25 protein-coding genes are annotated in these 26,130 nt (G+C 59.3%); 21 read left to right on the top strand and 4 right to left on the bottom strand.

What is annotated here, in order from left to right; translation table 11 throughout:
- Window positions 1-22: 22 nt before the first annotated feature.
- The 5 genes from glyQ (at window position 23) to SJI00_RS10385 (ending at window position 5,139) form a co-directional block, all read left to right on the top strand.
- Window positions 23-970, top strand: coding sequence for a glycine--tRNA ligase subunit alpha (gene glyQ, locus SJI00_RS10405; protein WP_322461634.1), 948 nt, complete (start codon window positions 23-25; stop codon window positions 968-970).
- Complete coding sequence (glyS, locus tag SJI00_RS10400) at window positions 967-3,021, top strand: glycine--tRNA ligase subunit beta (protein WP_322461633.1); 2,055 nt, start codon at window positions 967-969, stop codon at window positions 3,019-3,021. The genes glyQ and glyS overlap by 4 nt, the downstream gene beginning before the upstream one ends.
- Before the next feature lie 3 nt (window positions 3,022-3,024).
- Entirely contained in the window at window positions 3,025-3,552 is a 528-nt protein-coding gene (gmhB, locus tag SJI00_RS10395; protein WP_322461632.1) for a D-glycero-beta-D-manno-heptose 1,7-bisphosphate 7-phosphatase, read from the top strand.
- Between the two features lie 62 nt (window positions 3,553-3,614).
- Entirely contained in the window at window positions 3,615-4,385 is a 771-nt protein-coding gene (locus SJI00_RS10390) for a lysophospholipid acyltransferase family protein (protein WP_322461631.1), read from the top strand.
- 280 nt (window positions 4,386-4,665) lie between these two features.
- Entirely contained in the window at window positions 4,666-5,139 is a 474-nt protein-coding gene (locus tag SJI00_RS10385) for a hypothetical protein (protein WP_322461630.1), read from the top strand.
- Between the two features lie 80 nt (window positions 5,140-5,219).
- Here SJI00_RS10385 and gyrB read toward each other — a convergent pair whose 3' ends face one another.
- The 4 genes from gyrB to dnaA are packed head-to-tail and all read right to left on the bottom strand — an operon-like array spanning window position 5,220 to window position 11,435.
- Complete coding sequence (gene gyrB / locus SJI00_RS10380; protein ID WP_322461629.1) at window positions 5,220-7,640, bottom strand: DNA topoisomerase (ATP-hydrolyzing) subunit B; 2,421 nt, start codon at window positions 7,638-7,640, stop codon at window positions 5,220-5,222.
- A gap of 4 nt (window positions 7,641-7,644) precedes the next feature.
- Window positions 7,645-8,748 (bottom strand): DNA replication/repair protein RecF, encoded by a 1,104-nt coding sequence (gene recF, locus SJI00_RS10375; RefSeq protein ID WP_322461628.1) that lies wholly within the window; start codon window positions 8,746-8,748, stop codon window positions 7,645-7,647.
- A 16-nt stretch (window positions 8,749-8,764) separates the two neighbouring features.
- A complete protein-coding gene (dnaN, locus tag SJI00_RS10370) occupies window positions 8,765-9,868 on the bottom strand; it encodes a DNA polymerase III subunit beta (RefSeq protein ID WP_322461627.1) in 1,104 nt (367 codons plus the stop codon).
- A 40-nt stretch (window positions 9,869-9,908) separates the two neighbouring features.
- Window positions 9,909-11,435, bottom strand: a complete 1,527-nt coding sequence (gene dnaA / locus SJI00_RS10365; RefSeq protein ID WP_322461626.1) for a chromosomal replication initiator protein DnaA — start codon at window positions 11,433-11,435, stop codon at window positions 9,909-9,911.
- 589 nt (window positions 11,436-12,024) lie between these two features.
- Here dnaA and rpmH point away from each other — a divergent pair.
- From rpmH to atpG, 16 genes are all read left to right on the top strand, one after another.
- The gene (gene rpmH, locus SJI00_RS10360) at window positions 12,025-12,159 is read left to right on the top strand and encodes a 50S ribosomal protein L34 (RefSeq protein WP_002551315.1); all 135 of its coding nucleotides are present in this window, start codon (window positions 12,025-12,027) and stop codon (window positions 12,157-12,159) included.
- Between the two features lie 13 nt (window positions 12,160-12,172).
- Window positions 12,173-12,577 carry a ribonuclease P protein component gene (gene rnpA, locus SJI00_RS10355; protein WP_322461716.1) on the top strand — a complete coding sequence of 135 codons (405 nt, stop codon included), beginning with the start codon at window positions 12,173-12,175 and terminating at the stop codon, window positions 12,575-12,577.
- Window positions 12,570-12,815: a membrane protein insertion efficiency factor YidD gene (yidD, locus tag SJI00_RS10350; RefSeq protein ID WP_081673786.1), complete on the top strand. Its 246-nt coding sequence runs from the start codon at window positions 12,570-12,572 to the stop codon at window positions 12,813-12,815. Before rnpA ends, yidD begins: the two co-directional genes overlap by 8 nt.
- Before the next feature lie 2 nt (window positions 12,816-12,817).
- Window positions 12,818-14,500 (top strand): membrane protein insertase YidC, encoded by a 1,683-nt coding sequence (gene yidC / locus SJI00_RS10345; RefSeq protein ID WP_322461625.1) that lies wholly within the window; start codon window positions 12,818-12,820, stop codon window positions 14,498-14,500.
- A gap of 93 nt (window positions 14,501-14,593) precedes the next feature.
- Window positions 14,594-15,964, top strand: a complete 1,371-nt coding sequence (gene mnmE / locus SJI00_RS10340; RefSeq protein ID WP_322461624.1) for a tRNA uridine-5-carboxymethylaminomethyl(34) synthesis GTPase MnmE — start codon at window positions 14,594-14,596, stop codon at window positions 15,962-15,964.
- A 533-nt stretch (window positions 15,965-16,497) separates the two neighbouring features.
- On the top strand, window positions 16,498-18,390 hold the full coding sequence (mnmG, locus tag SJI00_RS10335; protein ID WP_322461623.1) for a tRNA uridine-5-carboxymethylaminomethyl(34) synthesis enzyme MnmG: 1,893 nt from the start codon (window positions 16,498-16,500) through the stop codon (window positions 18,388-18,390).
- Entirely contained in the window at window positions 18,387-19,037 is a 651-nt protein-coding gene (rsmG, locus tag SJI00_RS10330) for a 16S rRNA (guanine(527)-N(7))-methyltransferase RsmG (RefSeq protein ID WP_322461622.1), read from the top strand. The genes mnmG and rsmG overlap by 4 nt, the downstream gene beginning before the upstream one ends.
- Window positions 19,038-19,055: 18 nt before the next feature.
- Window positions 19,056-19,847, top strand: coding sequence for a ParA family protein (locus SJI00_RS10325; protein ID WP_312931596.1), 792 nt, complete (start codon window positions 19,056-19,058; stop codon window positions 19,845-19,847).
- Window positions 19,848-19,856: 9 nt separating this feature from the next.
- Window positions 19,857-20,729, top strand: a complete 873-nt coding sequence (locus SJI00_RS10320) for a ParB/RepB/Spo0J family partition protein (protein WP_322461621.1) — start codon at window positions 19,857-19,859, stop codon at window positions 20,727-20,729.
- Between the two features lie 148 nt (window positions 20,730-20,877).
- Entirely contained in the window at window positions 20,878-21,294 is a 417-nt protein-coding gene (locus SJI00_RS10315) for a F0F1 ATP synthase subunit I (protein ID WP_312931592.1), read from the top strand.
- A gap of 7 nt (window positions 21,295-21,301) precedes the next feature.
- On the top strand, window positions 21,302-22,171 hold the full coding sequence (gene atpB, locus SJI00_RS10310; RefSeq protein ID WP_322461620.1) for a F0F1 ATP synthase subunit A: 870 nt from the start codon (window positions 21,302-21,304) through the stop codon (window positions 22,169-22,171).
- A gap of 142 nt (window positions 22,172-22,313) precedes the next feature.
- Window positions 22,314-22,571: a F0F1 ATP synthase subunit C gene (atpE, locus tag SJI00_RS10305; RefSeq protein WP_003097235.1), complete on the top strand. Its 258-nt coding sequence runs from the start codon at window positions 22,314-22,316 to the stop codon at window positions 22,569-22,571.
- Window positions 22,572-22,629: 58 nt separating this feature from the next.
- Window positions 22,630-23,100: a F0F1 ATP synthase subunit B gene (locus SJI00_RS10300; RefSeq protein ID WP_312931587.1), complete on the top strand. Its 471-nt coding sequence runs from the start codon at window positions 22,630-22,632 to the stop codon at window positions 23,098-23,100.
- A 12-nt stretch (window positions 23,101-23,112) separates the two neighbouring features.
- Window positions 23,113-23,649, top strand: coding sequence for a F0F1 ATP synthase subunit delta (locus tag SJI00_RS10295; RefSeq protein ID WP_322461619.1), 537 nt, complete (start codon window positions 23,113-23,115; stop codon window positions 23,647-23,649).
- A gap of 21 nt (window positions 23,650-23,670) precedes the next feature.
- Window positions 23,671-25,215, top strand: coding sequence for a F0F1 ATP synthase subunit alpha (gene atpA / locus SJI00_RS10290; RefSeq protein ID WP_322461618.1), 1,545 nt, complete (start codon window positions 23,671-23,673; stop codon window positions 25,213-25,215).
- Between the two features lie 49 nt (window positions 25,216-25,264).
- Window positions 25,265-26,125 (top strand): F0F1 ATP synthase subunit gamma, encoded by an 861-nt coding sequence (gene atpG, locus SJI00_RS10285; RefSeq protein WP_322461617.1) that lies wholly within the window; start codon window positions 25,265-25,267, stop codon window positions 26,123-26,125.
- Window positions 26,126-26,130: the final 5 nt, after the last annotated feature.

The following is a 26,130-nucleotide window of genomic DNA, read 5'->3' as shown; positions in this document are numbered from 1 at the left end:
TCCCCAGATACAGGTGAATTTCGTGAGCCAGCCTACGCCAGCCGTGCGTACCTTCCAAGACTTGATCCTCGCCCTGCAGAAGTACTGGGCCGAGCAAGGTTGTGTGGTGCTTCAGCCCTACGATATGGAAGTAGGCGCCGGCACTTTCCATACCGCCACGTTCCTGCGCGCCGTCGGCCCGGAAAGCTGGAACGCGGCCTATGTGCAGCCAAGCCGCCGCCCGGGCGACGGGCGGTACGGTGAAAACCCCAACCGCCTGCAGCACTACTACCAGTTCCAGGTCGTGCTCAAGCCGAACCCTTCCAACTTCCAGGAGCTTTACCTCGGCTCGCTGAAGTCGATCGGTCTGGATCCGCTGGTCCACGACATTCGCTTCGTCGAAGACAACTGGGAGTCTCCGACCCTCGGTGCCTGGGGTCTGGGCTGGGAAATCTGGCTCAACGGCATGGAAGTCTCGCAGTTCACCTACTTCCAGCAGGCTGGTGGTATCGAGTGCTACCCGGTCACCGGTGAAATCACCTACGGCCTTGAGCGCCTGGCCATGTACATCCAGGGCGTCGATTCGGTCTATGACCTGGTCTGGGCCGATGGCCCGTTCGGCGTGGTCACCTACGGCGACGTGTTCCACCAGAACGAAGTGGAGCAGTCGACCTACAACTTCGAGCACGCCAATGTCGAGAAACTGTTCGAGCTGTTCGACTTCTATGAAAGCGAAGCCAACCGCCTGATCAAGCTGGACCTGCCGCTGCCGACCTATGAAATGGTCCTGAAGGCCTCGCACACCTTCAACCTGCTCGATGCCCGTCGCGCCATCTCGGTTACCGAACGCCAGCGCTACATCCTGCGCGTACGCACCCTGGCCCGTGATGTCGCACAGAGCTACCTGATGGCACGGGCGCGCATGGGCTTCCCCATGGCGACCCCTGAACTGCGTGATGAAGTGTTGGCCAAGCTGGAGGTTGCACAATGAGTGCCCACGATTTCCTGATTGAACTGGGTACCGAAGAGCTGCCCCCCAAGGTGCTTGCCGCCCTCGCCGATGCGCTGCTGGCCGGCATTGAAAAAGGCCTGCAAGGCGCTGGCCTGGGCTATGCCGGCAAGCAGGTGTACGCCGCGCCGCGTCGTCTGGCGGTGCTGATTCGCCAGCTTGAGCTGCAGCAGTCCGATCGCAGCATCAACATCGATGGCCCGCCCCGTCAGGCCGCCTTCGATGCTGACGGCAATCCGACCCAGGCTGCACTGGGCTTCGCCAAGAAGTGCGGTGTCGAGCTGGCCGAGATCGACCAGAGCGGCGCCAAGCTGCGCTTCTCCCAGCATATTCCGGGCAAAGCCACGCGCGACCTGCTACCGACCATTGTCGAAGATTCCCTCAACGACCTGCCGATTCCCAAGCGCATGCGCTGGGCGGCGAGCCGTGAAGAGTTCGTGCGTCCGCCGCAGTGGCTGGTGATGCTGCTGGGCGATGACGTAGTGGACTGCACCTTGCTGTCGCAAAAAGCTGGCCGGCACTCGCGGGGTCACCGCTTCCACCATCCAGATCCTGTGCTGATCAGCAGCCCGGCAAATTATGCCGAAGACCTGCGCAAGGCCTCGGTCATCGCCGATTTCGCCGAGCGCCGCGATCTGATTGCCAAACGTACCCACGAGCTGGCCCGCCAGCACGGCGGCAGTGCCATCGTGCCGCCTGCGCTGCTCGATGAAGTGACCGCGCTGGTGGAATGGCCGGTGCCGCTGGTGTGCTCGTTCGAGGAACGCTTCCTCGATGTGCCGCAAGAAGCGCTGATCACCACCATGCAGGACAACCAGAAGTATTTCTGCCTGCTCGATGACGACGGCAAATTGCTGCCGCGCTTCATCACCGTGGCCAACATCGAAAGCCGTGATCCGCAGCAGATCATCCACGGCAACGAAAAGGTCGTGCGCCCACGCCTGACCGATGCCGAGTTCTTCTTCAAGCAAGACAAGAAGCAGCCGCTGGAAACCTTCAACGAGCGGCTGAAGAACGTTGTATTCCAGGCTCAACTGGGCAGCGTCTACGACAAGGCTGTGCGTGTGTCCAAACTGGCCGCGCTGATCGCCCCTCGCATCGGCGGCGACCCCCAGCGTGCTGCCCGCGCCGGCCTGCTGTCCAAGTGCGACCTGGCCACCGAAATGGTCGGCGAGTTCCCGGAAATGCAGGGCATCGCCGGTTACTACTACGCGGTCAACGATGGTGAGCCCGACGACGTCGCCAAGGCCTTGAACGAGCAGTACATGCCGCGTGGCGCGGGCGCTGAACTGCCCGAGACGCTAACCGGTGCGGCGGTGGCTATCGCTGACAAGCTCGACACCCTGGTCGGTATCTTCGGCATCGGCATGCTGCCTACCGGCAGCAAAGACCCTTATGCCCTGCGCCGTGCAGCGTTGGGTGTGCTGCGCATCCTCATCGAGAAAAAGCTCGACCTCGACCTGACCGAAGCCGTGCAGTCGGCCGTGGCGCAGTTCGGCAACACGGTGAAGGTGCAAGGCCTGAGCGAGCAAGTGCTGGAGTTCATCTTCGATCGCCTGCGTGCACGTTACGAAGACGAAGGCGTCGATGTGGCCACCTACCTGTCCGTACGGGCCCTCAAGCCCACGTCCGCACTGGACTTCGACCAGCGCGTGCAAGCGGTGCAGGCCTTCCGCAAACTGCCCGAAGCCAACGCCCTGGCCGCGGTGAACAAGCGCGTCTCGAACCTGCTGAGCAAAGCCGAAGGCGCGATCTCGCCCCAGGTCGAACCGAAGTACTTCGACAACGCCAACGAGTTCTCGCTGTATTCGGCCATCCAGCAGGCCGACCACGCCGTGCAACCGATGGCCCAAGCGCGTCAGTACAGTGAAACCCTCGCCCGCCTGGCCGCCTTGCGTGAGCCGGTAGACGCCTTCTTCGAAGCGGTGATGGTCAATGCCGAGGATGCCAAGGTGCGCGCCAACCGTTATGCCTTGCTCAGCCGCCTGCGCGGTCTGTTCCTGGGCGTCGCTGACATCTCGCTACTGGGGTGAGCCTTGAAACTGCTGATTCTTGATCGGGACGGGGTGATCAACTTCGACTCCGATGCGTACATCAAGTCGGTGCAGGAGTGGATTCCCATTCCCGGCTCGATCGAGGCGATCGCGCAGTTGAGCAAGGCTGGCTGGACGGTGGCGGTTGCCACTAACCAGTCCGGCCTGGCGCGCGGCTATTACTCGGCCGACACCCTGGAGGCCATGCACACGCGCTTGCGCGAGTTGGTGGCTGAGCAAGGTGGGGCGATGGGACTGATCGTGCACTGCCCGCATGGCCCGGATGAGGGCTGCGCCTGCCGTAAGCCCAAGCCAGGTCTGCTGGAGACGATCGGCGCGCACTATCAGCAGACGCTCGAAGACGTCTGGTTCGTGGGCGACAGTCGCAGCGACCTGGACGCTGCTCTGGCCGCAGGCGCACAGCCGGTGCTGGTCAAGACCGGCAAAGGTGAGCGCACCCTGAGCAAGGGTGTGCCTGCCGGCACCCTGATTCATGACGATCTGGCCTGCGTGGCCAGAGCCCTAATTTAAACGGTGCGCCTTGGGGCGCACTTTTTCTCAGGCGGGCAGGTCCCGCAACGGTACATGTCACTATGTCGATCCTGCAGGCGATCAGAATCTTTCTTTTTTACCTGCTGCTGGGCAGCAGCTCGCTGCTCTGGTGCACGCTGAGTTTCTTCGTTGCGCCGTTCCTGCCGTTCCGCCAGCGCTATCGATTCATCAACGTCTACTGGTGCCGCTTCGCCGTGCTGCTGACGCGTGTGATGCTGGGCATTCGCTACCAGATCACGGGCGCTGAAAATGTCCCACAGACGCCTTGCGTGATCCTCTCCAATCACCAGAGCACCTGGGAAACCTTTTTCCTGTCCGCCTATTTCTCGCCGCTAAGCCAAGTGCTCAAGCGCGAGCTGCTCTACGTGCCGTTCTTTGGTTGGGCCATGGCCATGCTGCGGCCTATCGCCATCGACCGGGACAATCCGAAAGCGGCACTGCGCCAGGTGGCCAAGAAAGGGGATGAACTGCTCAAACAAAAGATCTGGGTACTGATCTTCCCCGAGGGCACCCGTGTGCCGCACGGTGAGATCGGCAAGTTCTCCCGCGGGGGCACCGCGCTGGCCGTGAACGCCGGCTTGCCTGTGCTGCCGATTGCGCACAATGCCGGCAAGTTCTGGCCCAAGTCAGGGTGGGGCAAGCGGGCAGGGGTGATCGATGTCGTGATCGGTGAGCCGATGTACGCAACAGGCGAGGGCCCACGTGCCATCGCCGAGCTCAATGAACGCGCCCAGGCCTGGAACGAAGCCACTCAGCGGGCCTTGGGCTCGCTGCCTGCTGTGACGGAAAACGTCCCAGAGCAGGTGGCTTGACCAATCTGTGGATAAGGTGTGAGCAACTTTCTCGAAAATGTCCGATAAAAAGATCTAAGCCTTTGAAATAGATGATTATTTTTACGCCTCTGATTTTTCAGAAAATCGTGCATAAGTTTTTTTGAGTCTAAAAAAACCGGCTTTTACGCCGGTTTTTTTATGTCTGATATTCCACCGAATCGTAACGTATTCGCGACCCCATACCGCGGCCTGTGTTTCAGTTCAGAAACACTGGAATACACGCGCTGAAACCTGCCGATCGTTCACAGATGCAGCTGTGATGCTGCAAATTGATCACGACCGTTTTCAAGGAATTGAGACGTTGGCTAACGATTACAACACGGCGCTGATGACAGGTGCGGGGCTCAGTTTTATAGCAGCCATGCTGCACCTGGTGGTCATCGTGGGCGGGCCATCCTGGTATCACCTGTTCGGTGCAGGAAAACGCTTCGTTCGGGCCGCTGAAGCAGGCAAGCGCTGCCCAACCCTCATTACCTTGGGTATCGCCGCAATCCTCGCCGGTTTTGGACTGTACGCGTTATCGGGGGCAGGGTTCCTTCCACCTCTGCCGATGCTTCGCCCACTGCTGTGTGTCATCACACTGGTCTACCTGATCCGTGGAGTGGCAGGCCCCGTGGTGCTGCGCGGGACTGGACGATCCCCGATCTTCATCTGGACCACCTCAGGTATCTGTCTGATCTACGGCTTGTGCCATCTCGTTGGATCGGCGCAGATGTGGCAATTGATGGGTTAGCGTGCCGAGATGTATATACCCAGCAAAAAAATGCCCCGAACCTAGGTCCGGGGCATTTTTATCTCTGGCAGCAACTGAAACTAGAAGTCCAGGTTAGACACCGAGAGGGCATTGCTTTCGATGAACTCGCGACGGGGCTCGACCGCATCACCCATCAAGGTGTTGAACAGCTGGTCGGCGCCAATGGCGTCTTCGATCGTCACTTTCAGCATGCGGCGCACGGCTGGATCCATGGTGGTTTCCCACAGCTGGTCAGGGTTCATCTCGCCCAGACCTTTGTAGCGCTGAATGGTGTGCCGTTTGGTGGACTCATTCATCAGCCAGTTCAGCACTTCCTTGAACTCCGACACCGCCTTGCGACGCTCGCCTCGTTTCACGTAAGCGCCTTCACCGAACAGCGTGCTGAGCTTATTGCCGATGTTGACCACCGAGCGATAGTCATTGCTGCCGAAAAAGTCCCGGTTGAAGGTCACGTAGGTGGCATGGCCATGCGAGGTGATTTCCACCTCAGGCAGCCAGACGCTACGCTCCTTGTCCTCACGCAACGTGGCTTTGTAGGCCAGGCCAGATCGCTGAGTGCCGAGCAGGCGCTCTTGGTAGTTGGCCAACCAGGTTTGCATGTGAGCGTGATCGCCGAGCTGTTCCTGGGTAATTTCGGTCATGTAGATGAAGTGCTCGGTGAGCTCTTCGGGGTACAGACGCGACAGGCGCTTGAGCGTTTTCATCACCGCGCGGAAATCATTCACCAAGCTTTCCAGCTGCACACCCGACACCGGTGGCGCCGACTCGTCCAGGTGCAAGCTCGCATCTTCAAGGGCCGACTGAGTCATGTATTCCTCCATGGCCTCGTCGTCCTTGATGTATTGCTCGTGCTTGCCTTTCTTGACCTTGTACAGCGGCGGCTGCGCGATATAGATGTAGCCGCGCTCGACCAGCTCGGGCAACTGACGGAAGAAGAAGGTCAGCAGCAGGGTGCGGATGTGCGAACCGTCGACGTCAGCATCGGTCATGATGATGATGTTGTGGTAGCGCAGCTTGTCGATGTTGTACTCGTCGCGGCCGATGCCACAGCCCAGCGCGGTGATCAGCGTGCCCACTTCCTGGGACGAGATCATCTTGTCGAAGCGTGCCTTCTCGACGTTGAGGATCTTGCCCTTGAGCGGCAGGATCGCCTGGGTGCGACGGTTGCGACCTTGCTTGGCCGAGCCACCTGCGGAGTCACCCTCCACCAGGTACAGTTCGGAGAGGGCAGGGTCCTTCTCCTGACAGTCGGCCAGCTTGCCCGGCAGGCCGGCGATATCCAGTGCACCTTTACGGCGGGTCATCTCGCGCGCCTTACGCGCCGCTTCACGCGCCCGCGCCGCATCGATCATCTTGCCGACCACAGCCTTGGCTTCGTTGGGATTTTCCAACAGGAAGTCAGAGAAGTACTTGTTCATCTCTTGCTCCACGGCGGTTTTCACCTCCGAGGAAACCAGCTTGTCTTTGGTCTGCGAGCTGAACTTGGGGTCAGGCACTTTCACCGAAATGATTGCGGTCAGGCCCTCACGGGCGTCGTCGCCGGTGGTGGCAACCTTGTTCTTCTTCGCCAGGCCTTCCTGCTCGATGTAGTGGTTCAGGCTACGGGTCAGGGAAGAACGGAAACCTACGAGGTGTGTACCACCATCACGCTGTGGAATGTTGTTGGTGAAGCACAGCAGGTTTTCGTTGAAGCTGTCATTCCACTGCAGCGCCACTTCAACGCCCACGCCGTCATCGCGTTGTACGGAGAAGTGGAACACCTGGCTGTTGACCGGCGTCTTGTTGGTGTTGAGGTATTCAACGAACGCGCGCAAGCCACCTTCGTATTTGAAGAACTCTTCCTTACCCGAACGCTCGTCTTTGAGCAGAATGCCCACGCCCGAGTTGAGGAACGAGAGTTCACGAATCCGCTTGGCCAGGATGTCCCAGCTGAAGTGAATGTTCTTGAACGTATCGGCCGACGGCTTGAAGTGAATGTGCGTGCCGGTGGTTTCGCTTTCACCCACTACGGCCATCGGCTCCTGTGGCACGCCATGCACATAGGTCTGTTCCCAGATCTTGCCGCTGCGGCGAACAGTGAGGATCAATTGCTCCGACAACGCGTTCACGACCGAAACGCCCACCCCGTGCAGGCCACCAGACACCTTGTACGAGTTGTCGTCGAACTTACCGCCAGCGTGCAGCACGGTCATGATGACCTCGGCTGCCGAAACGCCTTCTTCTTTGTGCACGTCAACCGGAATGCCCCGGCCATTGTCCCGAACGCTGATGGACTCGTCGGGGTGAATGATGATCGTGATGTCGTCACAGTGACCGGCGAGCGCTTCGTCGATCGAGTTGTCGACAACCTCGAAGACCATGTGATGCAGGCCGCTACCGTCATCGGTATCGCCAATGTACATGCCGGGACGCTTGCGCACGGCATCCAGCCCTTTCAACACCTTGATGCTGGAAGAGTCGTACGTTTGATTTTCGCTCATGCCTTCACTCCCGATGGTCGTGGGTCTGGGTGATACGGCCTTGTTCCACGTGGAACAAGGCGACTGGCGTTTCCTTCTGCCAGCTCTCCCGCAGAAATTCGTGGTCTACACAGGTGATGAAAACCTGGCAATTCAATTCTTCAAGCAAGCGGCACAAGGCACGTCGATGCTGCTCGTCCAGTTCAGAGGGCAAGTCATCGACCAGATAGATGCATTGACCGCGACGAGTCTGATTGACCAGGTGACCCTGGGCAATACGCAACGCACAGACCACCAGCTTCTGCTGGCCCCGTGAAAGGATGTCGGCAGCGTTGTGCGCGCCTAGTCTGAGGCGCAGGTCAGCACGTTGAGGACCTGCTTGGGTATGGCCCATTTGCTGGTCACGCTGAAGCGAGGTGGCAAGCACTTCAGACAGCGATCGATCTTTGTCCCATCCGCGGTAGTAGCTGAGGGTCAAACCTTCAAGATCGAGCAGCTCACTCAAGGTCTTTTCAAAGACCGGCTTCAGGGCCGTGATGTAGTTGCGGCGGTACTCATCTATCTCCGCGCTGGACGCACTCAATTCGCGGTCCCAGGCGGCTTGCGAAACGGCGTCAAGTGTACCATGCCGCAGCCACGAGTTCCGCTGCCTCAAGGCCTTCTGCAGGCGTTGCCACGTGGCCATGAAGCGAGGTTCCACGTGGAACACCCCCCAGTCCAGAAACTGCCGACGCACCTTGGGCGCGCCTTCCAACAGCCGGAAGCTGTCAGGGTTGATCAACTGCAGCGGTAACAGCTCGGCCAGTTGCGCCGCGCTGCGTGCATTCTGCCCATCGATACGAATGGTGAAATCCCCCTGACGCTCTCTGGATACACCCAGATTGCTGGTGCCACCTTCACCCAGTGCAACCTGGCCGAAGACCGTGCAGGTCGGTTGTTCGTATTGAATGACAGGGTTGAGGCGAACGCTGCGAAATGAGCGCGCCAAGCCCAACAAATGAACGGCCTCCAGCACACTGGTCTTGCCGCTGCCATTGTCGCCGTAGAGGATGTTGATGCGAGGAGAGGGGGAGAGGGTCACCGGGTGCAGGTTGCGCACCGCGGTGACTGAAACGCGTAGAAGCGACATAGGGGCGTCAGTGCGATTACAGACGCATCGGCATGACGACGTACGACGAATCGTCGTTGCCAGCTTCTTGCAGCAGCGCGCTGCTGTTGGAGTCGGAAAGGATCAGACGCACCTGCTCGGTGGTCATGACGCCCAGCACATCGAGCAGGTAGCTGACGTTGAAACCGATCTCCAGCGAGGCGCCGTTGTACTCGACACTGATCTCTTCTTCGGCTTCTTCCTGCTCAGGGTTGTTGGCCTGAATTTTCAACTGCCCACTGGCCAGTTGCAGACGAATGCCGCGGTACTTCTCGTTCGAGAGAATCGCGGTACGGCTGAAGGCTTCGCGCAGCGCCTGACGGTCGCCAATGACCAGCTTGTCGCCGCCTTTGGGCAGCACACGCTCGTAATCGGGGAATTTGCCATCGACCAGCTTGGAGGTGAAGGTGAACTCCCCGGTGGTGGCGCGAATGTGGTGCTGGCCCAGAACGATGCTCACCATGCCTTCGGGATCGGTCAGCAGACGCGCCAGTTCCAGAATACCTTTGCGCGGCACGATCACCTGATGGCGCTCGGCCTGGCCGATGCTTGCCTGCATGGCGCAGAGGGCCAGGCGGTGACCATCGGTAGCCACGGCGCGCAGGGTATCGGTAGAGACTTCGAGCAGCATGCCGTTGAGGTAGTAGCGAACGTCCTGCTGCGCCATGGCAAAGCTGGTGCGCTCGATCAAACGGCGCAGTTTGCTTTGCTCAAGGTTGCAGGTCAGCGAACCCGGGCCCTCCTCGACATTGGGGAAGTCGTTGGCCGGCAGTGTGGACAAGGTAAAACGGCTACGGCCCGCCTTGACCAGCAGCTTCTGCTCATCAAGCTTGATATCGATCAGTACATCGCTGGGCAGGCTTTTGCAGATGTCCATCAGCTTGCGCGCAGGCACGGTGATCTCACCGGGCTCGGCGGGCTCTTCCAGTTGCACGCGGCCTACCAGCTCGACTTCAAGATCGGTACCGGTCAGCGACAGCTGCTGACCCTCGACGACCAACAGCACGTTGGACAGGACCGGCAAGGTCTGACGGCGCTCGACAACCCCTGCGACCAATTGCAGAGGTTTCAACAAAGCTTCGCGTTGAATGGTGAAATGCATGGTCTAGTCCCTTGCCTTCAATAAGCTGTGCACGTACGCATCAGGTGGTCAGCGTGCGTAGCAGGTTCTTGTAGTCCTCGCGGATGTCCGCGTCGGATTCCTTGAGTTCGTTGATCTTTCGGCAGGCATGCAGGACCGTGGTGTGGTCCCGGCCTCCGAACATGTCGCCTATCTCGGGCAGACTGTGGTTGGTCAGCTCCTTGGACAGGGCCATGGCCACCTGGCGTGGGCGGGCAACCGAACGCGAGCGGCGCTTGGACAACAGATCGGAGATCTTGATCTTGTAGTAGTCCGCCACCGTGCGTTGAATGTTATCCACACTCACCAGCTTGTCCTGCAGCGCCAGCAGGTCTTTGAGCGATTCGCGGATCAGCTCGATGGTGATGTCCCGACCCATGAAGTGCGAATGGGCGATGACGCGCTTGAGCGCACCTTCAAGCTCACGAACGTTCGAACGGATGCGCTGGGCAATGAAGAAGGCAGCGTCGTGCGGCAGGTCGACCTTTGCCTGGTCGGCCTTCTTCATCAGGATCGCCACGCGGGTTTCCAGCTCAGGCGGTTCGACGGCGACAGTCAGGCCCCAGCCGAAGCGGGATTTGAGCCGCTCTTCCAGCCCTTCGATTTCCTTCGGGTAACGGTCGCTGGTGAGAATCACCTGCTGGCCGCCTTCGAGAAGGGCGTTGAAGGTATGGAAAAACTCTTCCTGGGAACGCTCTTTGCGCGCAAAGAACTGGATGTCGTCGATCAGCAAGGCATCTACCGAACGGTAGAAACGCTTGAATTCGTTGATCGCGTTCAACTGCAGCGCCTTGACCATGTCGGCGACGAAGCGCTCCGAATGCAGGTAAACCACCTTGGCATTCGGGTTCTTCTTCAGCAGGTGGTTACCCACTGCATGCATCAAGTGAGTTTTACCCAGGCCCACACCGCCATAAAGGAACAGTGGGTTATAGCCATGCTTGGGGTTGTCGGCGACCTGCCAGGCGGCCGCGCGCGCCAACTGGTTCGATTTACCTTCCACAAAGGTTTCGAACGTGAAGGTGCGGTTCAGGTAGCTGGTGTGCTTGAGCGCGCCTTCAACCTGAACGGTGCGCTGCTCGGTGCGCGCGCTGGGTGCGGGCGTGGGCGCGGTTTCACCCATGGCATCAAAGCTGTCCCGCGAAGAGGCCAGGTCAACCTGATTGACCTGGGCAAACTCGACCGTCGGCTTATTCACAGGCTCGCTGGCAGGCACGCTGGGGGGCGGCGCTACCTGCTGCTGGTGAGCCGCAGCCATTGCAGCACTGACTGGCGCATTGGGTGCGGCACGAGGTGCGGAGCTGCGCCGGCTGCCTATTAATAGAGAGAGCGCAGGAGCCATGCCATCACCGCGCTCGCCGATCAGCTCAAGCAAGCGGCCGAGGTACTTTTCATTGACCCAATCGAGCACGAAGCGGTTTGGCGCATAGACACGCAGCTCGGTGCCCTCGGCCTCGACCTGTAGTGGGCGGATCCAGGTATTGAATTGCTGGGCAGGCAGCTCATCGCGCAATAGCTCGACACACTGCTGCCAAAGTTCCACTGACACGGATATCCCCTGAATTTGAAAGCCGCTAAGGCCAAGACAAGCCGACTATTGTACCGGTGCAGAGGAAACTTATCCACATGAGGTTGCCCGATCTTCGACGCTGAATGCGCCATTTTCTGACGGATATGGCCTATAAGCCTGTGCATAAACCCTGTGGATAACGCCGCATGAGGGCTATGCACAACCCAGTGGATGGATCTGTGTATAACCGGTATGTGGATAACGTTGCAGGATATCCACAGCTTGGACGCAGCCCCCACACAGCCGCAGCACGTGTTTCAGACAGACTTTTGATTCTCCACAACCCGCGAGTATAAAGGCCTTTACGAGGTTATCCACAGAAATGCCTGTCCTTAAGAGTTATAGATTCTTTAAAAAAGCTTTTTATATCTCTCTCTTTATTTTCAATGTTGATCGGTGCGTCCGTGGGCCGAGACGATGACGTGCCGCACCATGCTCCACACCCTCAGGTGCCGCCCATAAGGAAAGACTGGTTGGAAATTGACCTATGGCGTTGCTTTCTCTAGAATCGCCGGTCTCTTAAAAAGGGGTCATTCCGACCCGTTGTTTACAATCCAGGTAACACGCCATGAAACGTACTTTCCAACCCAGCACCATCAAGCGCGCTCGTACCCACGGCTTCCGTGCCCGTATGGCCACCAAGAACGGCCGTGCCGTCCTGTCGCGTCGTCGCGCCAAAGGCCGTAAGCGTCTGGCTGTTTGATTCTCCGGCACAGGTGGTGAGTCAGGACTTCAGTCGGGACAAGCGACTGCTTACACCCCGGCACTTCAAAGCGGTCTTCGACTCCCCAACCGGCAAGGTTCCAGGGAAAAACCTGCTGATCCTTGCGCGTGAAAACGGGCTCGATCTGCCACGGCTTGGCCTGGTGATAGGGAAAAAGAGCGTCAAGCTCTCCGTTCAGCGCAATCGCCTCAAACGTTTGATGCGTGATTCCTTTCGCCGGAACCAGCAAAGCCTTGCTGGTCTCGACATCGTGATCGTCGCGCGCAAGGGGTTGGGCGAGATAGAAAACCCAGAATTGCATCAACATTTTGGCAAGCTCTGGAAGCGACTCGCACGCAGTCGTCCCTCTCCAGCGGTCACTGCCGACACCGCAGGGGTAGACAGTCACAATGCGTAAACTGGCACTCGTCCCGATCCAGTTTTACCGTTACGCCATTAGTCCACTGATGGCCAGTCACTGTCGTTTCTACCCCAGTTGCTCCTGTTACGCCTATGAAGCCATCGAAACACATGGCCTCTTGCGTGGTGGGTGGCTAACCGTTCGTCGCCTGGGGCGATGTAATCCGTGGAACGACGGTGGTTATGATCCCGTTCCGCCAGCGCCTTCCTCCCGAACTTCTTCGATAGCCGAGTAATCATGGATATTAAACGCACGATCCTGATCGTCGCCCTGGCAATCGTGTCCTACGTACTGGTTCTGAAATGGAACGAGAACTACGGACAGGCTGCCCTGCCGACTCAGCATGCTGCTGCCAGCAACACCGCGCCGGCCTTGCCGGATACGGCGGCGACCGGCAACAGCGGTGCCAATGCCGATGTGCCAAGCACCACTGCTGAATCCAGCCCTACCGAACTGGCCCCTGTGGCGGTCAGCAAGGACCTGATCCGGATCAAGACGGATGTCCTGAACCTGGCTATCGACCCGGTCGGCGGCGACATCGTCCAACTGACGTTGCCCACCTATCCGCGCCGCCAAGACCACCCGGAAATTCCGTTCCAGCTGTTCGATAACGGCGGTGAGCGTGTCTACCTCGCACAAAGCGGCCTGACCGGCGCCAACGGCCCGGACGCTCGCAGTGGTGGTCGTCCGCTGTACGCCGCTGATCAGAAAAACTACCAGCTGGCCGACGGCCAGAACCAGCTGGTGGTCGACCTGAAGTTCAGTGACAACGGCGTCAACTACATCAAGCGCTTCAGCTTCAAGCGCGGTGAGTACGACCTGACCGTCAGCTACCTGATCGACAACCAGAGCGGCAACGCCTGGAACGGCAACCTGTTTGCCCAGCTCAAGCGTGATGCCAGCTCCGATCCATCGTCGAGCACCGCCACCGGCACCGCCACCTACCTGGGTGCGGCGTTGTGGACCAAAGAAGAGCCCTACAAGAAAGTGTCGATGAAAGACATGGACAAGGGCGGCCTGCAGGAATCGGTATCCGGTGGTTGGGTAGCGTGGCTGCAACACTACTTCGTGACCGCGTGGATCCCGGCCAAGTCTGAAAACAATGTCGTTCAGACCCGCAAAGATGGCCAAGGCAACTACATCATCGGTTACACCGGCCCGGCCATCAGCGTGCCTGCTGGCAGCACCGCCGAAACCAGCGCTGTGCTGTACGCCGGTCCGAAGAGCCAGGCCAAGCTCAAAGAGTTGTCCCCAGGCCTGGAACTGACCGTCGACTACGGCTTCCTGTGGTTCATTGCCCAGCCGATCTTCTGGCTGCTGCAACATATCCACAGCATCCTGGGTAACTGGGGCTGGTCGATCATCGTCCTGACCATGCTCATCAAAGGCCTGTTCTTCCCGCTGTCTGCCGCCAGCTACCGTTCGATGGCGCGCATGCGTGCCGTGGCACCCAAGCTTGCCGCGCTGAAGGAACGCTTCGGCGACGATCGCCAGAAGATGTCCCAGGCGATGATGGAGCTGTACAAGAAAGAGAAGATCAATCCGCTGGGCGGCTGCCTGCCGATCCTGGTGCAGATGCCGGTCTTCCTGGCCCTGTACTGGGTACTGCTGGAAAGCGTCGAGATGCGCCAGGCGCCGTGGATCCTGTGGATTACCGACCTGTCGATCAAGGATCCGTTCTTCATCCTGCCGATCATCATGGGCGCCACCATGTTCATCCAGCAGCGCTTGAACCCGACTCCGCCAGATCCAATGCAGGCCAAGGTCATGAAAATGATGCCCATCATTTTCACCTTCTTCTTCCTGTGGTTCCCGGCAGGTCTGGTGCTGTACTGGGTTGTGAACAACTGCTTGTCGATCTCGCAGCAGTGGTACATCACTCGGCGCATCGAAGCCGCCAGCAAAAAAGCGGCTGCCTGACAGGTTGAGGTCTAGCCTGTGAATAAAAACGCCCCCTCGTGGGGCGTTTTGCTATCTGTGATTCTGTAGTTCTGGATATGGAGGCTTTCGAGCATGAACACCGCGCGTGAAACCATTGCAGCCATCGCGACCGCTCAAGGCCGCGGTGGCGTCGGTATCGTCAGGCTCTCGGGGCCGTTGGCCAAAAAGGCGGGAGAGGTTATCTGCGGGCGTGTCCTGAACCCTCGGTATGCTCACTATGGCCCGTTTCGCGCCGAAGATGGCCTGGTCCTGGATGAAGGCATTGCGCTGTTCTTCCCGGGGCCCAACTCGTTCACCGGCGAAGATGTATTGGAACTGCAAGGCCATGGCGGCCCGGTCGTCATGGACATGCTGCTGCAGCGTTGCGTGTCGTTAGGCTGCCGCCTGGCGCGACCGGGCGAGTTCAGCGAGCGCGCATTCCTCAATGACAAACTGGACCTGGCCCAGGCCGAAGCCATCGCCGACCTGATCGAGGCCAGCTCTGCTCAGGCGGCGCGCAATGCCTTGCGCTCGTTGCAGGGCGAATTTTCCAAGCGTGTGCACGCATTGACCGAAGCGCTGATCGCGCTGCGGATCTACGTCGAAGCGGCCATCGATTTCCCCGAGGAAGAGATCGATTTCCTGGCCGATGGCCATGTGCTGTCGATGCTTGAAGCAGTACGCCGAGAGTTGTCCACAGTGCAACGTGAAGCTGGGCAGGGCGCCTTGCTGCGTGACGGTATGACGGTGGTCATTGCCGGCCGACCCAACGCGGGTAAATCCAGCCTGCTCAACCAATTGGCGGGCCGTGAAGCCGCGATCGTCACCGACATCGCCGGCACCACGCGGGACATCCTGCGCGAACATATCCACATCGATGGCATGCCGCTGCACGTGGTCGATACCGCAGGCTTGCGCGCTACCAGTGATCAGGTCGAGCGGATCGGGGTCGAGCGGGCCCTGAAAGCCATCAGCGAAGCCGATCGAGTGCTGCTGGTGGTGGACTCTACCGCACCGGAAGCTGCAGACCCGTTCGCCCTGTGGCCGGAATTTCTCGAGCAGCGCCCGGCGCCGGGCAATGTCACCCTGATTCGCAACAAAGCCGACCTCAGCGGTGAAGCGATCGGTATCACCCACAGCGACGATGGCCACGCAACGGTCACGCTCAGTGCCAGCGACAGCGGCCTGGGGCTTGATCTGCTACGGGACCACCTCAAGGCCTGCATGGGCTACGAACAGACCGCAGAGAGCGGTTTCAGCGCCCGTCGCCGTCATCTGGACGCCCTGCGCCTGGCCAGCGACCATCTGCAGCATGGCCATGCCCAGCTGACGCTGGCAGGCGCCGGTGAGCTGCTGGCCGAGGATCTGCGTCAGGCTCAGCAGGCCCTGGGCGAGATCACTGGCGCGTTCAGCTCCGATGACCTGCTGGGGCGCATTTTCTCGAGCTTCTGCATCGGCAAGTAATCCACAGCGCCTTTCGCCCTCTTCATCCGTAAGGGGGCAGCGCGAAATCCGAGCCCTTATCAACAGGTTTGGCTCGACTCTTCCTTCAGTTCTCGCCCCAGCCTTTTTCCGACTCCCTGATTTTTCATCAACGCGGCTGATTTCTCGCAGGATAAGCCCTGTGGAAAAGTGCGCTTCAGCTCAGTTGATAAGCCTACCTTTTTGTTGAGGATAAACACCCCTGTGGGTAAGTAACCTGTTTATACACAGGATACACAGGCTTGTGCAGAACCCTCACAGGCAGTGAACCACAGGGTTTTGAATCGCTGTACAGCCGATGGATAAAGGCTTGTGTAATTCTATCCACAGAAAGGACTGTGCATAAGAGTAGTAACATAAATAAGCTTTTTAAATATCTACCTTGTTTATTTCTATTACCGCCACTCATCCACAGGCTGGTCAAATTTTGCTCAAAAGGTTTCTTTGAAGGGTAGGAATTCCCTATACTTGTCCGCTTACCTTCTCTATTCGCAAAAACAGGCACGAGGTGCGTGGTGGATTTCCCTTCCCGTTTTGAAGTGATCGTCATCGGCGGCGGCCATGCCGGTACCGAGGCTGCACTTGCCTCAGCACGCATGGGAGTGAAAACCCTGTTGCTGACCCACAACGTGGAAACCCTCGGTCACATGAGCTGCAACCCCGCCATCGGTGGGATCGGCAAGAGCCATCTGGTCAAAGAGATCGATGCGCTCGGCGGCGCCATGGCGCTGGCCACCGACATGAGTGGCATCCAGTTCCGTGTGTTGAACAACCGCAAAGGCCCTGCGGTACGGGCCACCCGTGCGCAGGCGGATCGGGCCATCTACAAGTCCGTGGTTCGCGAGATCCTGGAAAACCAGCCCAACCTGTGGATATTCCAGCAAGCCTGCGATGACCTGATCGTTGAACAAGGCCAAGTCAAAGGCGTGGTGACCCAGATGGGCCTGCGCTTCCATGCCGATGCCGTGGTGCTGACCACGGGCACGTTCCTTGGCGGACTTATCCACATCGGCATGCAGAATTACTCGGGCGGTCGTGCAGGAGATCCGCCTGCCATGGCCCTGGCCCAGCGCATGCGCGAGCTGCCACTGCGCGTAGGTCGCCTGAAGACCGGTACGCCGCCGCGCATCGATGGTCGCTCAGTGGATTTCTCGGTCATGGCCGAGCAGCCCGGCGATACGCCCATTCCGGTGATGTCGTTCATGGGGGATGCGCAGATGCATCCGCGCCAGGTCAGTTGCTGGATCACCCACACCAATGCCCGCACCCACGAGATCATTGCCGCCAACCTCGACCGGTCGCCGATGTATTCGGGCATGATCGAGGGCATTGGCCCGCGCTATTGCCCGTCGATCGAAGACAAGATCCACCGCTTTGCCGACAAGGACAGCCACCAGGTCTTCATCGAGCCCGAAGGCCTGAATACCCACGAGCTGTACCCGAACGGTATCTCCACTTCGCTGCCCTTCGACGTCCAGCTGCAAGTGGTACGCTCGATCCGGGGCATGGAAAACGCGCACATCGTGCGTCCGGGCTACGCCATCGAGTACGACTACTTCGACCCGCGTGATCTCAAGTACAGCCTGGAAACCAAGGTCATCGACGGCCTGTTCTTCGCCGGCCAGATCAATGGCACCACCGGCTACGAAGAAGCCGGTGCGCAAGGCCTGCTGGCCGGCACCAACGCGGCGCTGCGTGCGCAAGGTCGTGACAGCTGGTGCCCGCGTCGGGACGAGGCGTACATCGGGGTGCTGGTCGATGACCTCATCACCCTCGGGACCCAGGAGCCGTACCGCATGTTCACCTCGCGGGCCGAGTACCGCCTGATCCTGCGTGAAGACAACGCCGACCTGCGGCTGACCGAAAAGGGCCGTGAACTGGGCCTGATCGACGACGTGCGCTGGGCGGCGTTCTGCACCAAGCGCGATGCCATCGAGCGCGAAGAGCAGCGGCTGAAAAGCACCTGGGTGCGCCCGAACACGCCGCAAGGCGATGCGGTGTCCGAAAAATTCGGCACGCCGCTCAGCCACGAGTACAGCTTGCTCAACCTGCTGACCCGGCCTGAAGTGGACTACGTCGGGTTGATCGAGGTGACCGGTGGTGAACAGATCGCGCCCCAGGTCGCCGAACAGGTCGAGATCAAGACCAAATACGCCGGTTACATCGACCGCCAGCAGGACGAGATCGCCAGGCTGCGGGCCAGCGAAGACACTGGCTTGCCTGTGGATATCGACTACAACGGGATTTCCGGATTGTCCAAAGAGATCCAGGGCAAGCTCAGCCAGACCCGTCCGCAAACGTTGGGCCAGGCGTCGCGTATCCCCGGCGTTACCCCGGCGGCGATTTCCCTGTTGCTGATTCACCTGAAAAAGCGCGGCGTCGGTCGCGCACTGGAGCACACCGTTTGAGCGTCCTGGTCACCCCGCAACATGCCGAAGAGTTGTCCACAGGTGCCCAGCAACTGGGCGTCACGCTCACCGAGCAGCAGCACGCGCTGCTGCTGGGCTATCTGGGTCTGCTGATCAAGTGGAACAAGGCGTACAACCTGACTGCCGTCCGCGACCCCGATGAGATGGTGTCGCGCCACTTGCTCGACAGCCTCAGCGTCATGCCATTTATCCACAGCCAGACCCAGCGCTGGCTCGATGTCGGCAGTGGCGGCGGCATGCCCGGTATTCCGCTGGCCATCCTGCATCCGCACAAACAGGTGACGGTGCTCGACAGCAACGGCAAGAAAACCCGCTTCCTGACCCAGGTGAAAATGGAGCTCAAGCTGGACAACCTGCAAGTTGTCCACAGCCGGGTCGAAGCCTTCCAGCCGGCACAACCGTTTTGCGGCATCGTCTCGCGGGCTTTCAGCAGCATGGAGAATTTCACCGGCTGGACGCGCCACCTCGGCGACACGTCCACGCAATGGCTTGCAATGAAGGGGCTGCATCCTGCCGATGAACTGGTAGCATTGCCGCCTGACTTCACAGTGGAAAGCGAACAGGCCCTGACCGTCCCCGGTTGCCAGGGCCAGCGCCATCTACTGATACTGCGCCGCAAGGCATGACAGGGAACACGCGCAACAATGGCTAAGGTATTCGCGATCGCGAACCAGAAAGGTGGCGTGGGCAAGACCACCACCTGTATCAATCTTGCTGCCTCGCTGGCGGCCACCAAGCGTCGTGTCCTGCTGATCGACCTCGATCCGCAAGGCAACGCGACCATGGGTAGCGGCGTCGACAAGCATGAGCTCGAGCACTCGGTGTACGACTTGCTGATCGGTGAATGCGACCTGACCCAGGCCATTCACTACTCCGAGCATGGCGAGTTCCAGTTGCTGCCGGCCAACCGTGACCTGACCGCCGCCGAGGTGGTGCTGCTGGAAATGCAGATGAAGGAGAGCCGCCTGCGTAACGCGCTGGCGCCGATCCGCGACAGTTACGACTTCATTCTCATCGACTGCCCACCCTCGCTGTCGATGCTGACACTCAACGCCCTGGTGGCCTCCGACGGTGTGATCATCCCCATGCAGTGCGAGTACTACGCACTGGAAGGGTTGAGCGACCTGGTCGACAACATCAAGCGCATTGCCGCCAAGTTGAACCCCGAGCTGCGTATCGAAGGTCTGCTGCGCACCATGTATGACCCGCGCCTGAGCCTGAACAACGAAGTGTCCGCGCAGCTCAAGCAGCACTTCGGCGAGCAGCTCTACGACACGATCATCCCGCGCAACATCCGTCTTGCCGAAGCGCCGAGCTATGGCATGCCGGCACTGGCCTACGACAAGCAGTCGCGCGGTGCCCAGGCCTACCTGGCCCTGGCCGGCGAGCTGGTTCGCCGTCAGCGTCGTCAATCCCGCACTGCACAGCCAACTTGAGGAATCCGCATGGCCGTTAAGAAACGAGGTCTCGGGCGGGGGTTGGATGCGCTGCTCAGCGGCCCTTCCGTCAGTGCGCTCGAAGAGCAGGCTGTCCAGATCGACCGCAGGGAGCTGCAACAGCTGCCGGTCGAGCTGATCCAGCGTGGCAAGTATCAGCCGCGTCGCGACATGGACCAGCAGGCGTTGGAAGAACTGGCGCAATCGATCCGCACACATGGGGTGATGCAGCCCATCGTGGTGCGTCCGATCGGTGATAAGCGTTTCGAGATCATCGCGGGTGAACGCCGCTGGCGCGCGACCCAACTGGCTGGGTTCGATACCGTGCCGGCCATGGTGCGTGAAGTGGCCGATGAAGTGGCCATCGCCATGGCCCTGATCGAGAACATCCAGCGCGAAGACCTCAATCCACTGGAAGAGGCCATGGCGCTGCAGCGCTTGCAGCAGGAATTCGAGTTGACCCAGCAGCAAGTGGCCGATGCGGTGGGCAAGTCGCGGGTGACCGTGGCCAATCTGCTGCGCTTGATCGCGCTGCCAGAGGCCATCAAGACCATGTTGGCGCACGGTGACCTAGAAATGGGCCATGCGCGTGCATTGTTGGGTCTGGGGGAAGAACGGCAGGTCGAAGGGGCGCGTCATGTTGTCGCACGTGGCCTGACCGTGCGCCAGACCGAAGCCCTGGTGCGCCAGTGGCTCAATGGTCCGGCTGATCCGGTCGAACCAAGCCCAGCTGATCCCGACATCACCCGGCTTGAACAGCGGCTGGCAGAGCGTTTGGGCTCTGCAGTGCAGATTCGTCACGGCAACAAGGGCAAAGGCCAACTGGTCATCCGCTACAACTCGCTGGATGAGTTGCAGGGTGTACTCGCCCACATCCGCTGAAACAATTGGCGTTGTAGCGCGTAATCAGAAATCACTACCAAGAGTTGAATAGGGGGTAATCCACCCCTATACTCTGCGCGCATTTTGTCGGCACAAATTATGCCAAGTCGTTGTTGGCTTGACGGTCGACTTTCGAGGAGCAGTTGTGATGGAAATCCGCACGCCAAACCGCCTGCCTTTCCATCGCTGGGCGGTTTTTCCGGTACTGCTGGCTCAATGCATCGTCTTCTTGCTGGCGACTCTGGTGTTGTGGCTGTGGCAAGGCACGGTCAGCGGTTATTCAGGCCTCTGCGGAGGGCTGATTGCCTGGCTGCCAAATCTGTATTTCGCCTGGAAGGCTTTTCGCTTTAGCGGAGCCCGGGCAGCGCAGGCCATCGTCAAGTCGTTCTATGCGGGCGAGGCAGGCAAGATGATTTTGACGGCAGTGCTGTTCGCACTGACCTTCGCAGGCGTGAAACCCCTGGAGCCGCTGGCAGTATTCGGCGTCTTCGTACTGACCCTTCTGGTCAGTTGGTTCTCACCTCTGCTCATGAATACAAGACTTTCGAGACCTAAGGGCGTTTGAGGCAACCATGGCAGCAGAAACCGCTTCGGGCTATATCCAGCACCACTTGCAGAACCTGACCTACGGTCAACTACCAGACGGCAGCTGGGGCTTCGCCCATTCGGCTGCAGAAGCCAAGGCAATGGGCTTCTGGGCGTTCCATGTGGACACCCTTGGCTGGTCGGTCGCTCTGGGTCTGATCTTCCTGTTCATCTTCCGCATGGCCGCCAAGAAGGCAACTTCCGGCCAGCCAGGCGGCCTGCAGAACTTCGTCGAAGTGATGGTGGACTTCGTTCACGGCAGCGTGAAGGACTCCTTCCATGGCCGCAGCCCGGTGATTGCACCGCTGGCGCTGACCATCTTCGTCTGGGTGTTCCTGATGAACGCCGTCGACCTGGTACCGGTCGACTGGATCCCGCAACTGGCGATCCTGATTTCGGGCGATCCGCACATCCCGTTCCGCGCCGTGTCCACCACCGACCCGAACGCTACCCTGGGTATGGCCCTCAGCGTCTTCGCGCTGATCATCTTCTACAGCATCAAGGTCAAGGGCATCGGCGGCTTCATCGGCGAGCTGACCCTGCACCCGTTCGGCAGCAAGAACATCTTCGTGCAGATCCTGCTGATTCCGATCAACTTCCTGCTCGAGTTCGTCACCCTGATCGCCAAGCCGATCTCGCTGGCACTGCGACTGTTCGGCAACATGTATGCCGGCGAGCTGGTGTTCATCCTGATCGCAGTGATGTTCGGTTCCGGCCTGCTCTGGCTGAGCGGCCTGGGCGTGGTGCTGCAGTGGGCGTGGGCGGTGTTCCACATCCTGATCATCACCTTGCAAGCTTTCATCTTCATGATGCTGACCATCGTCTACCTGTCGATGGCCCACGAAGATAATCATTAAGACCGCCTGGCGTGTCTGATAGTCTTCCCCCGCTGTTGGGGGAGGGCTTAAAACGTCCGCAAGGGCAGTTGTACCAAACGATCCTGTTTTACCGCTTCAAACTAAAAACCTAACCAATACGACGTAAAAGTCGGGAGGAAAGATGGAAACTGTAGTTGGTCTTACCGCTATCGCTGTTGCTCTGCTGATCGGTCTGGGCGCTCTGGGCACCGCCATTGGTTTCGGCCTGCTGGGCGGCAAATTCCTGGAAGGCGCTGCTCGCCAGCCAGAAATGGTTCCGATGCTGCAGGTCAAGATGTTCATCGTTGCGGGCCTGCTCGACGCCGTGACCATGATCGGCGTTGGTATCGCTCTGTTCTTCACCTTCGCAAACCCCTTCGTTGGTCAGATCGCCGGCTAATCACTCGTTTCCAACGAGTGAATGGCTGTGATGAACGAAGACCGAGCGAGGTGTTGGCGTGAATATTAATGCAACCCTGATTGGCCAATCCGTTGCCTTCCTGATTTTTGTCGTTTTCTGCATGAAGTACGTATGGCCTCCGGTCATCACTGCTCTGCATGAGCGTCAAAAGAAGATTGCTGACGGCCTGGACGCTGCCAACCGCGCTGCTCGTGACCTGGAGCTGGCCCAAGAAAAAGCGGGTCAGCAACTGCGCGAAGCAAAAGCACAGGCAGCTGAAATCATTGAGCAAAGCAAGAAACGTGCTGCTCAGCTTGTAGACGAGGCCCGTGAACAGGCCCGCGTCGAAGCTGACCGCGTGAAGGCTCAGGCTCTGGCCGAGATCGAACAGGAACTGAACAGCGTCAAAGATGCCCTGCGTGCCCAAGTGGGTGCCCTGGCTGTTGGCGGTGCTGAAAAGATCCTAGGCGCCACAATCGATCAAAACGCGCATGCGGAGCTGGTTAATAAACTGGCCGCTGAAATTTAAGCGAGGGCGATCATGGCAGAACTGACCACGTTGGCCCGACCTTACGCTAAGGCTGCTTTTGAGCATGCCCAGGCCCAGCAGCAACTGGCCAATTGGTCAGCCATGCTCGGCCTGGCTGCTGCGGTATCGGAAGACGATACGATGCAGCGCCTGCTCAAGGCCCCGCGACTGACGAGCGCAGAAAAGGCCGCCACGTTCATTGACGTGTGCGGTGACAAGTTCGATGCACAGGCACGTAATTTCATTCACGTTGTCGCGGAAAACGACCGCCTCCTGCTTCTGCCGGAGATCGCGTCGCTGTTCGAGCTGTACAAGGCCGAGCAAGAGAAATCCGTGGATGTGGAAGTCACCAGTGCTTTTGCATTGAACCAAGAACAGCAAGACAAACTCGCCAAGGTTCTCAGTGCACGGCTAGGGCAGGAAGTTCGCCTGCACGCGTCGGAGGATGCCAGCCTGATCGGCGGCGTCGTCATCCGCGCAGGCGACCTGGTAATCGATGGCTCTGTTCGCGGCAAGATCGCGAAACTGGCCGAAGCATTGAAATCTTGAGTTTGAAGGGGCAGCAGAGCAATGCAGCAACTCAATCCTTCCGAAATAAGTGAAATCATCAAGGGCCGCATCGAGAATCTCGATGTCAGCTCCCAAGCCCGCAACGAAGGTACCGTCGTCAGCGTTTCTGACGGTATCGTCCGGATCCACGGTCTCGCCGACGTCATGTACGGCGAAATGATCGAGTTCCCAGGCGGTGTCTACGGTATGGCACTGAACCTGGAGCAAGACTCCGTAGGTGCCGTAATCCTGGGTGCGTACGCTTCCCTGGCCGAAGGCATGAGCGCCAAGTGCACCGGTCGCATCCTGGAAGTCCCAGTCGGCAAAGGCCTGCTGGGCCGCGTCGTCGACGCCCTGGGTAACCCGGTTGACGGCAAAGGCCCGCTGGCCACCACTGAGACCGACGCTGTCGAGAAAGTGGCACCTGGCGTGATCTGGCGTAAGTCGGTAGACCAGCCTGTACAGACTGGCTACAAGGCTGTCGATGCCATGATCCCGGTCGGCCGTGGTCAGCGTGAGCTGATCATCGGTGACCGTCAGATCGGTAAAACCGCTCTGGCGATCGACGCGATCATCAACCAGAAAGACAGCGGCATCTTCTGCGTCTACGTGGCCATTGGCCAGAAGCAGTCGACCATTGCCAACGTCGTGCGCAAGCTGGAAGAAAACGGTGCCCTGGCCAACACCATCATCGTTGCCGCCAGCGCCTCCGAATCGGCTGCACTGCAGTTCCTGGCACCGTACTCCGGTTGCACCATGGGCGAGTACTTCCGTGACCGCGGTGAAGACGCTCTGATCGTCTACGATGACCTGTCCAAACAGGCCGTTGCCTACCGTCAGATCTCCCTGCTGCTGCGCCGTCCACCAGGACGCGAAGCGTACCCAGGCGACGTGTTCTATCTCCACTCCCGTCTGCTGGAGCGTGCTTCGCGCGTTTCCGAAGAGTACGTCGAGAAGTTCACCAACGGTGCCGTTACCGGCAAGACCGGCTCGCTGACCGCGCTGCCGATCATCGAAACCCAGGCTGGCGACGTTTCCGCCTTCGTTCCGACCAACGTGATTTCCATCACCGACGGTCAGATCTTCCTGGAATCGGCCATGTTCAACTCGGGCATCCGCCCAGCAGTGAACGCCGGTGTTTCGGTATCCCGTGTGGGTGGTGCTGCGCAGACCAAGATCATCAAGAAGCTGTCTGGTGGTATCCGTACCGCTCTGGCTCAGTACCGTGAGCTGGCGGCATTCGCCCAGTTCGCGTCTGACCTGGACGAAGCGACCCGCAAGCAGCTCGAGCATGGTCAGCGCGTTACCGAGCTGATGAAGCAGAAGCAATACGCTCCAATGTCCATCGCGGACATGGCGCTGTCGCTGTACGCCGCTGAGCGTGGCTTCCTGACCGACGTCGAAATCGCCAAGATTGGCAGCTTCGAACAAGCACTGATCGGCTTCTTCAACCGCGATCACGCTGATTTGATGGCCAAGATCAACGTCAAGGGCGACTTCAACGACGAAATCGACGCAGGCCTCAAAGCCGGTATCGAGAAGTTCAAGGCCACCCAGACCTGGTAAGCCGCAGCGGGGGCCTCGTGCCCCCGCTTGCTAACCTGATAGGTGATACATGGCAGGCGCAAAAGAGATTCGCAGTAAGATTGCGAGCATCAAAAGCACGCAAAAGATTACCAGCGCCATGGAAAAAGTGGCGGTCAGCAAGATGCGCAAGGCTCAAATGCGCATGGCTGCTAGCCGTCCTTATGCGGAGCGTATCCGCCAGGTGATCGGTCATCTGGCCAACGCCAACCCGGAATACCGCCACTCGTTCATGATCGACCGCCCTGTAAAGCGCGCCGGTTATATCGTGGTGAGCAGTGACCGTGGCTTGTGCGGTGGCTTGAATACCAACCTGTTCAAGGCCTTGGTCAAGGACATGAACGACAACCGCGAACAGGGCATTGAAGTTGACCTGTGCGTGATCGGCAGCAAAGGTGCGGCATTCTTCCGCAGCTTTGGTGGCAACGTCGTAGCAGCCATCAGCCACTTGGGCGAGGCGCCATCGATCAATGATCTGATCGGCTCCGTCAAAGTGATGCTCGATGCCTACCTCGATGGCCGCATTGACCGTCTCAGCGTGGTGTCGAACAAGTTCATCAATACCATGACGCAAAAACCCACGGTCGAGCAGTTGGTACCGTTGGTTGCAACCCCGGATCAAGAACTCAAGCACCACTGGGACTACCTCTACGAACCCGATGCCAAAGAGCTGCTTGACGGCCTGATGGTGCGTTACGTGGAATCGCAGGTCTATCAGGCGGTGGTCGAGAACAACGCTGCTGAACAAGCGGCCCGGATGATCGCGATGAAAAACGCCACAGACAACGCCGGTGACCTGATCAGCGAACTCCAGCTGATCTACAACAAGGCGCGTCAGGCTGCGATCACCCAGGAGATCTCGGAAATCGTCGGCGGCGCTGCCGCGGTTTAACGGTT

The sequence above is a fragment of the Pseudomonas gebzensis genome, from assembly GCF_034427815.1.
Taxonomy (GTDB): Bacteria; Pseudomonadota; Gammaproteobacteria; order Pseudomonadales; family Pseudomonadaceae; genus Aquipseudomonas.
Note: the sequence above shows the minus strand (reverse complement) of the source record. Positions and strands in the feature narration are given on the sequence as shown.

What these genes read in the sequence shown, in the direction of transcription:
- SJI00_RS10315 (WP_312931592.1), top strand. Translation starts at nt 20,878, where the DNA reads ATGGAAATCCGCACGCCAAACCGCCTGCCTTTCCATCGCTGGGCGGTT.
- SJI00_RS10390 (WP_322461631.1), top strand. Translation starts at nt 3,615, where the DNA reads ATGTCGATCCTGCAGGCGATCAGAATCTTTCTTTTTTACCTGCTGCTG.
- recF (WP_322461628.1), bottom strand. Translation starts at nt 8,748, where the DNA reads ATGTCGCTTCTACGCGTTTCAGTCACCGCGGTGCGCAACCTGCACCCG.
- SJI00_RS10385 (WP_322461630.1), top strand. Translation starts at nt 4,666, where the DNA reads ATGCTGCAAATTGATCACGACCGTTTTCAAGGAATTGAGACGTTGGCT.
- atpG (WP_322461617.1), top strand. Translation starts at nt 25,265, where the DNA reads ATGGCAGGCGCAAAAGAGATTCGCAGTAAGATTGCGAGCATCAAAAGC.
- yidD (WP_081673786.1), top strand. Translation starts at nt 12,570, where the DNA reads ATGCGTAAACTGGCACTCGTCCCGATCCAGTTTTACCGTTACGCCATT.
- yidC (WP_322461625.1), top strand. Translation starts at nt 12,818, where the DNA reads ATGGATATTAAACGCACGATCCTGATCGTCGCCCTGGCAATCGTGTCC.
- atpB (WP_322461620.1), top strand. Translation starts at nt 21,302, where the DNA reads ATGGCAGCAGAAACCGCTTCGGGCTATATCCAGCACCACTTGCAGAAC.
- dnaN (WP_322461627.1), bottom strand. Translation starts at nt 9,868, where the DNA reads ATGCATTTCACCATTCAACGCGAAGCTTTGTTGAAACCTCTGCAATTG.
- glyS (WP_322461633.1), top strand. Translation starts at nt 967, where the DNA reads ATGAGTGCCCACGATTTCCTGATTGAACTGGGTACCGAAGAGCTGCCC.
- rpmH (WP_002551315.1), top strand. Translation starts at nt 12,025, where the DNA reads ATGAAACGTACTTTCCAACCCAGCACCATCAAGCGCGCTCGTACCCAC.
- gyrB (WP_322461629.1), bottom strand. Translation starts at nt 7,640, where the DNA reads ATGAGCGAAAATCAAACGTACGACTCTTCCAGCATCAAGGTGTTGAAA.
- mnmE (WP_322461624.1), top strand. Translation starts at nt 14,594, where the DNA reads ATGAACACCGCGCGTGAAACCATTGCAGCCATCGCGACCGCTCAAGGC.
- atpE (WP_003097235.1), top strand. Translation starts at nt 22,314, where the DNA reads ATGGAAACTGTAGTTGGTCTTACCGCTATCGCTGTTGCTCTGCTGATC.
- atpA (WP_322461618.1), top strand. Translation starts at nt 23,671, where the DNA reads ATGCAGCAACTCAATCCTTCCGAAATAAGTGAAATCATCAAGGGCCGC.
- SJI00_RS10325 (WP_312931596.1), top strand. Translation starts at nt 19,056, where the DNA reads ATGGCTAAGGTATTCGCGATCGCGAACCAGAAAGGTGGCGTGGGCAAG.
- SJI00_RS10320 (WP_322461621.1), top strand. Translation starts at nt 19,857, where the DNA reads ATGGCCGTTAAGAAACGAGGTCTCGGGCGGGGGTTGGATGCGCTGCTC.
- SJI00_RS10295 (WP_322461619.1), top strand. Translation starts at nt 23,113, where the DNA reads ATGGCAGAACTGACCACGTTGGCCCGACCTTACGCTAAGGCTGCTTTT.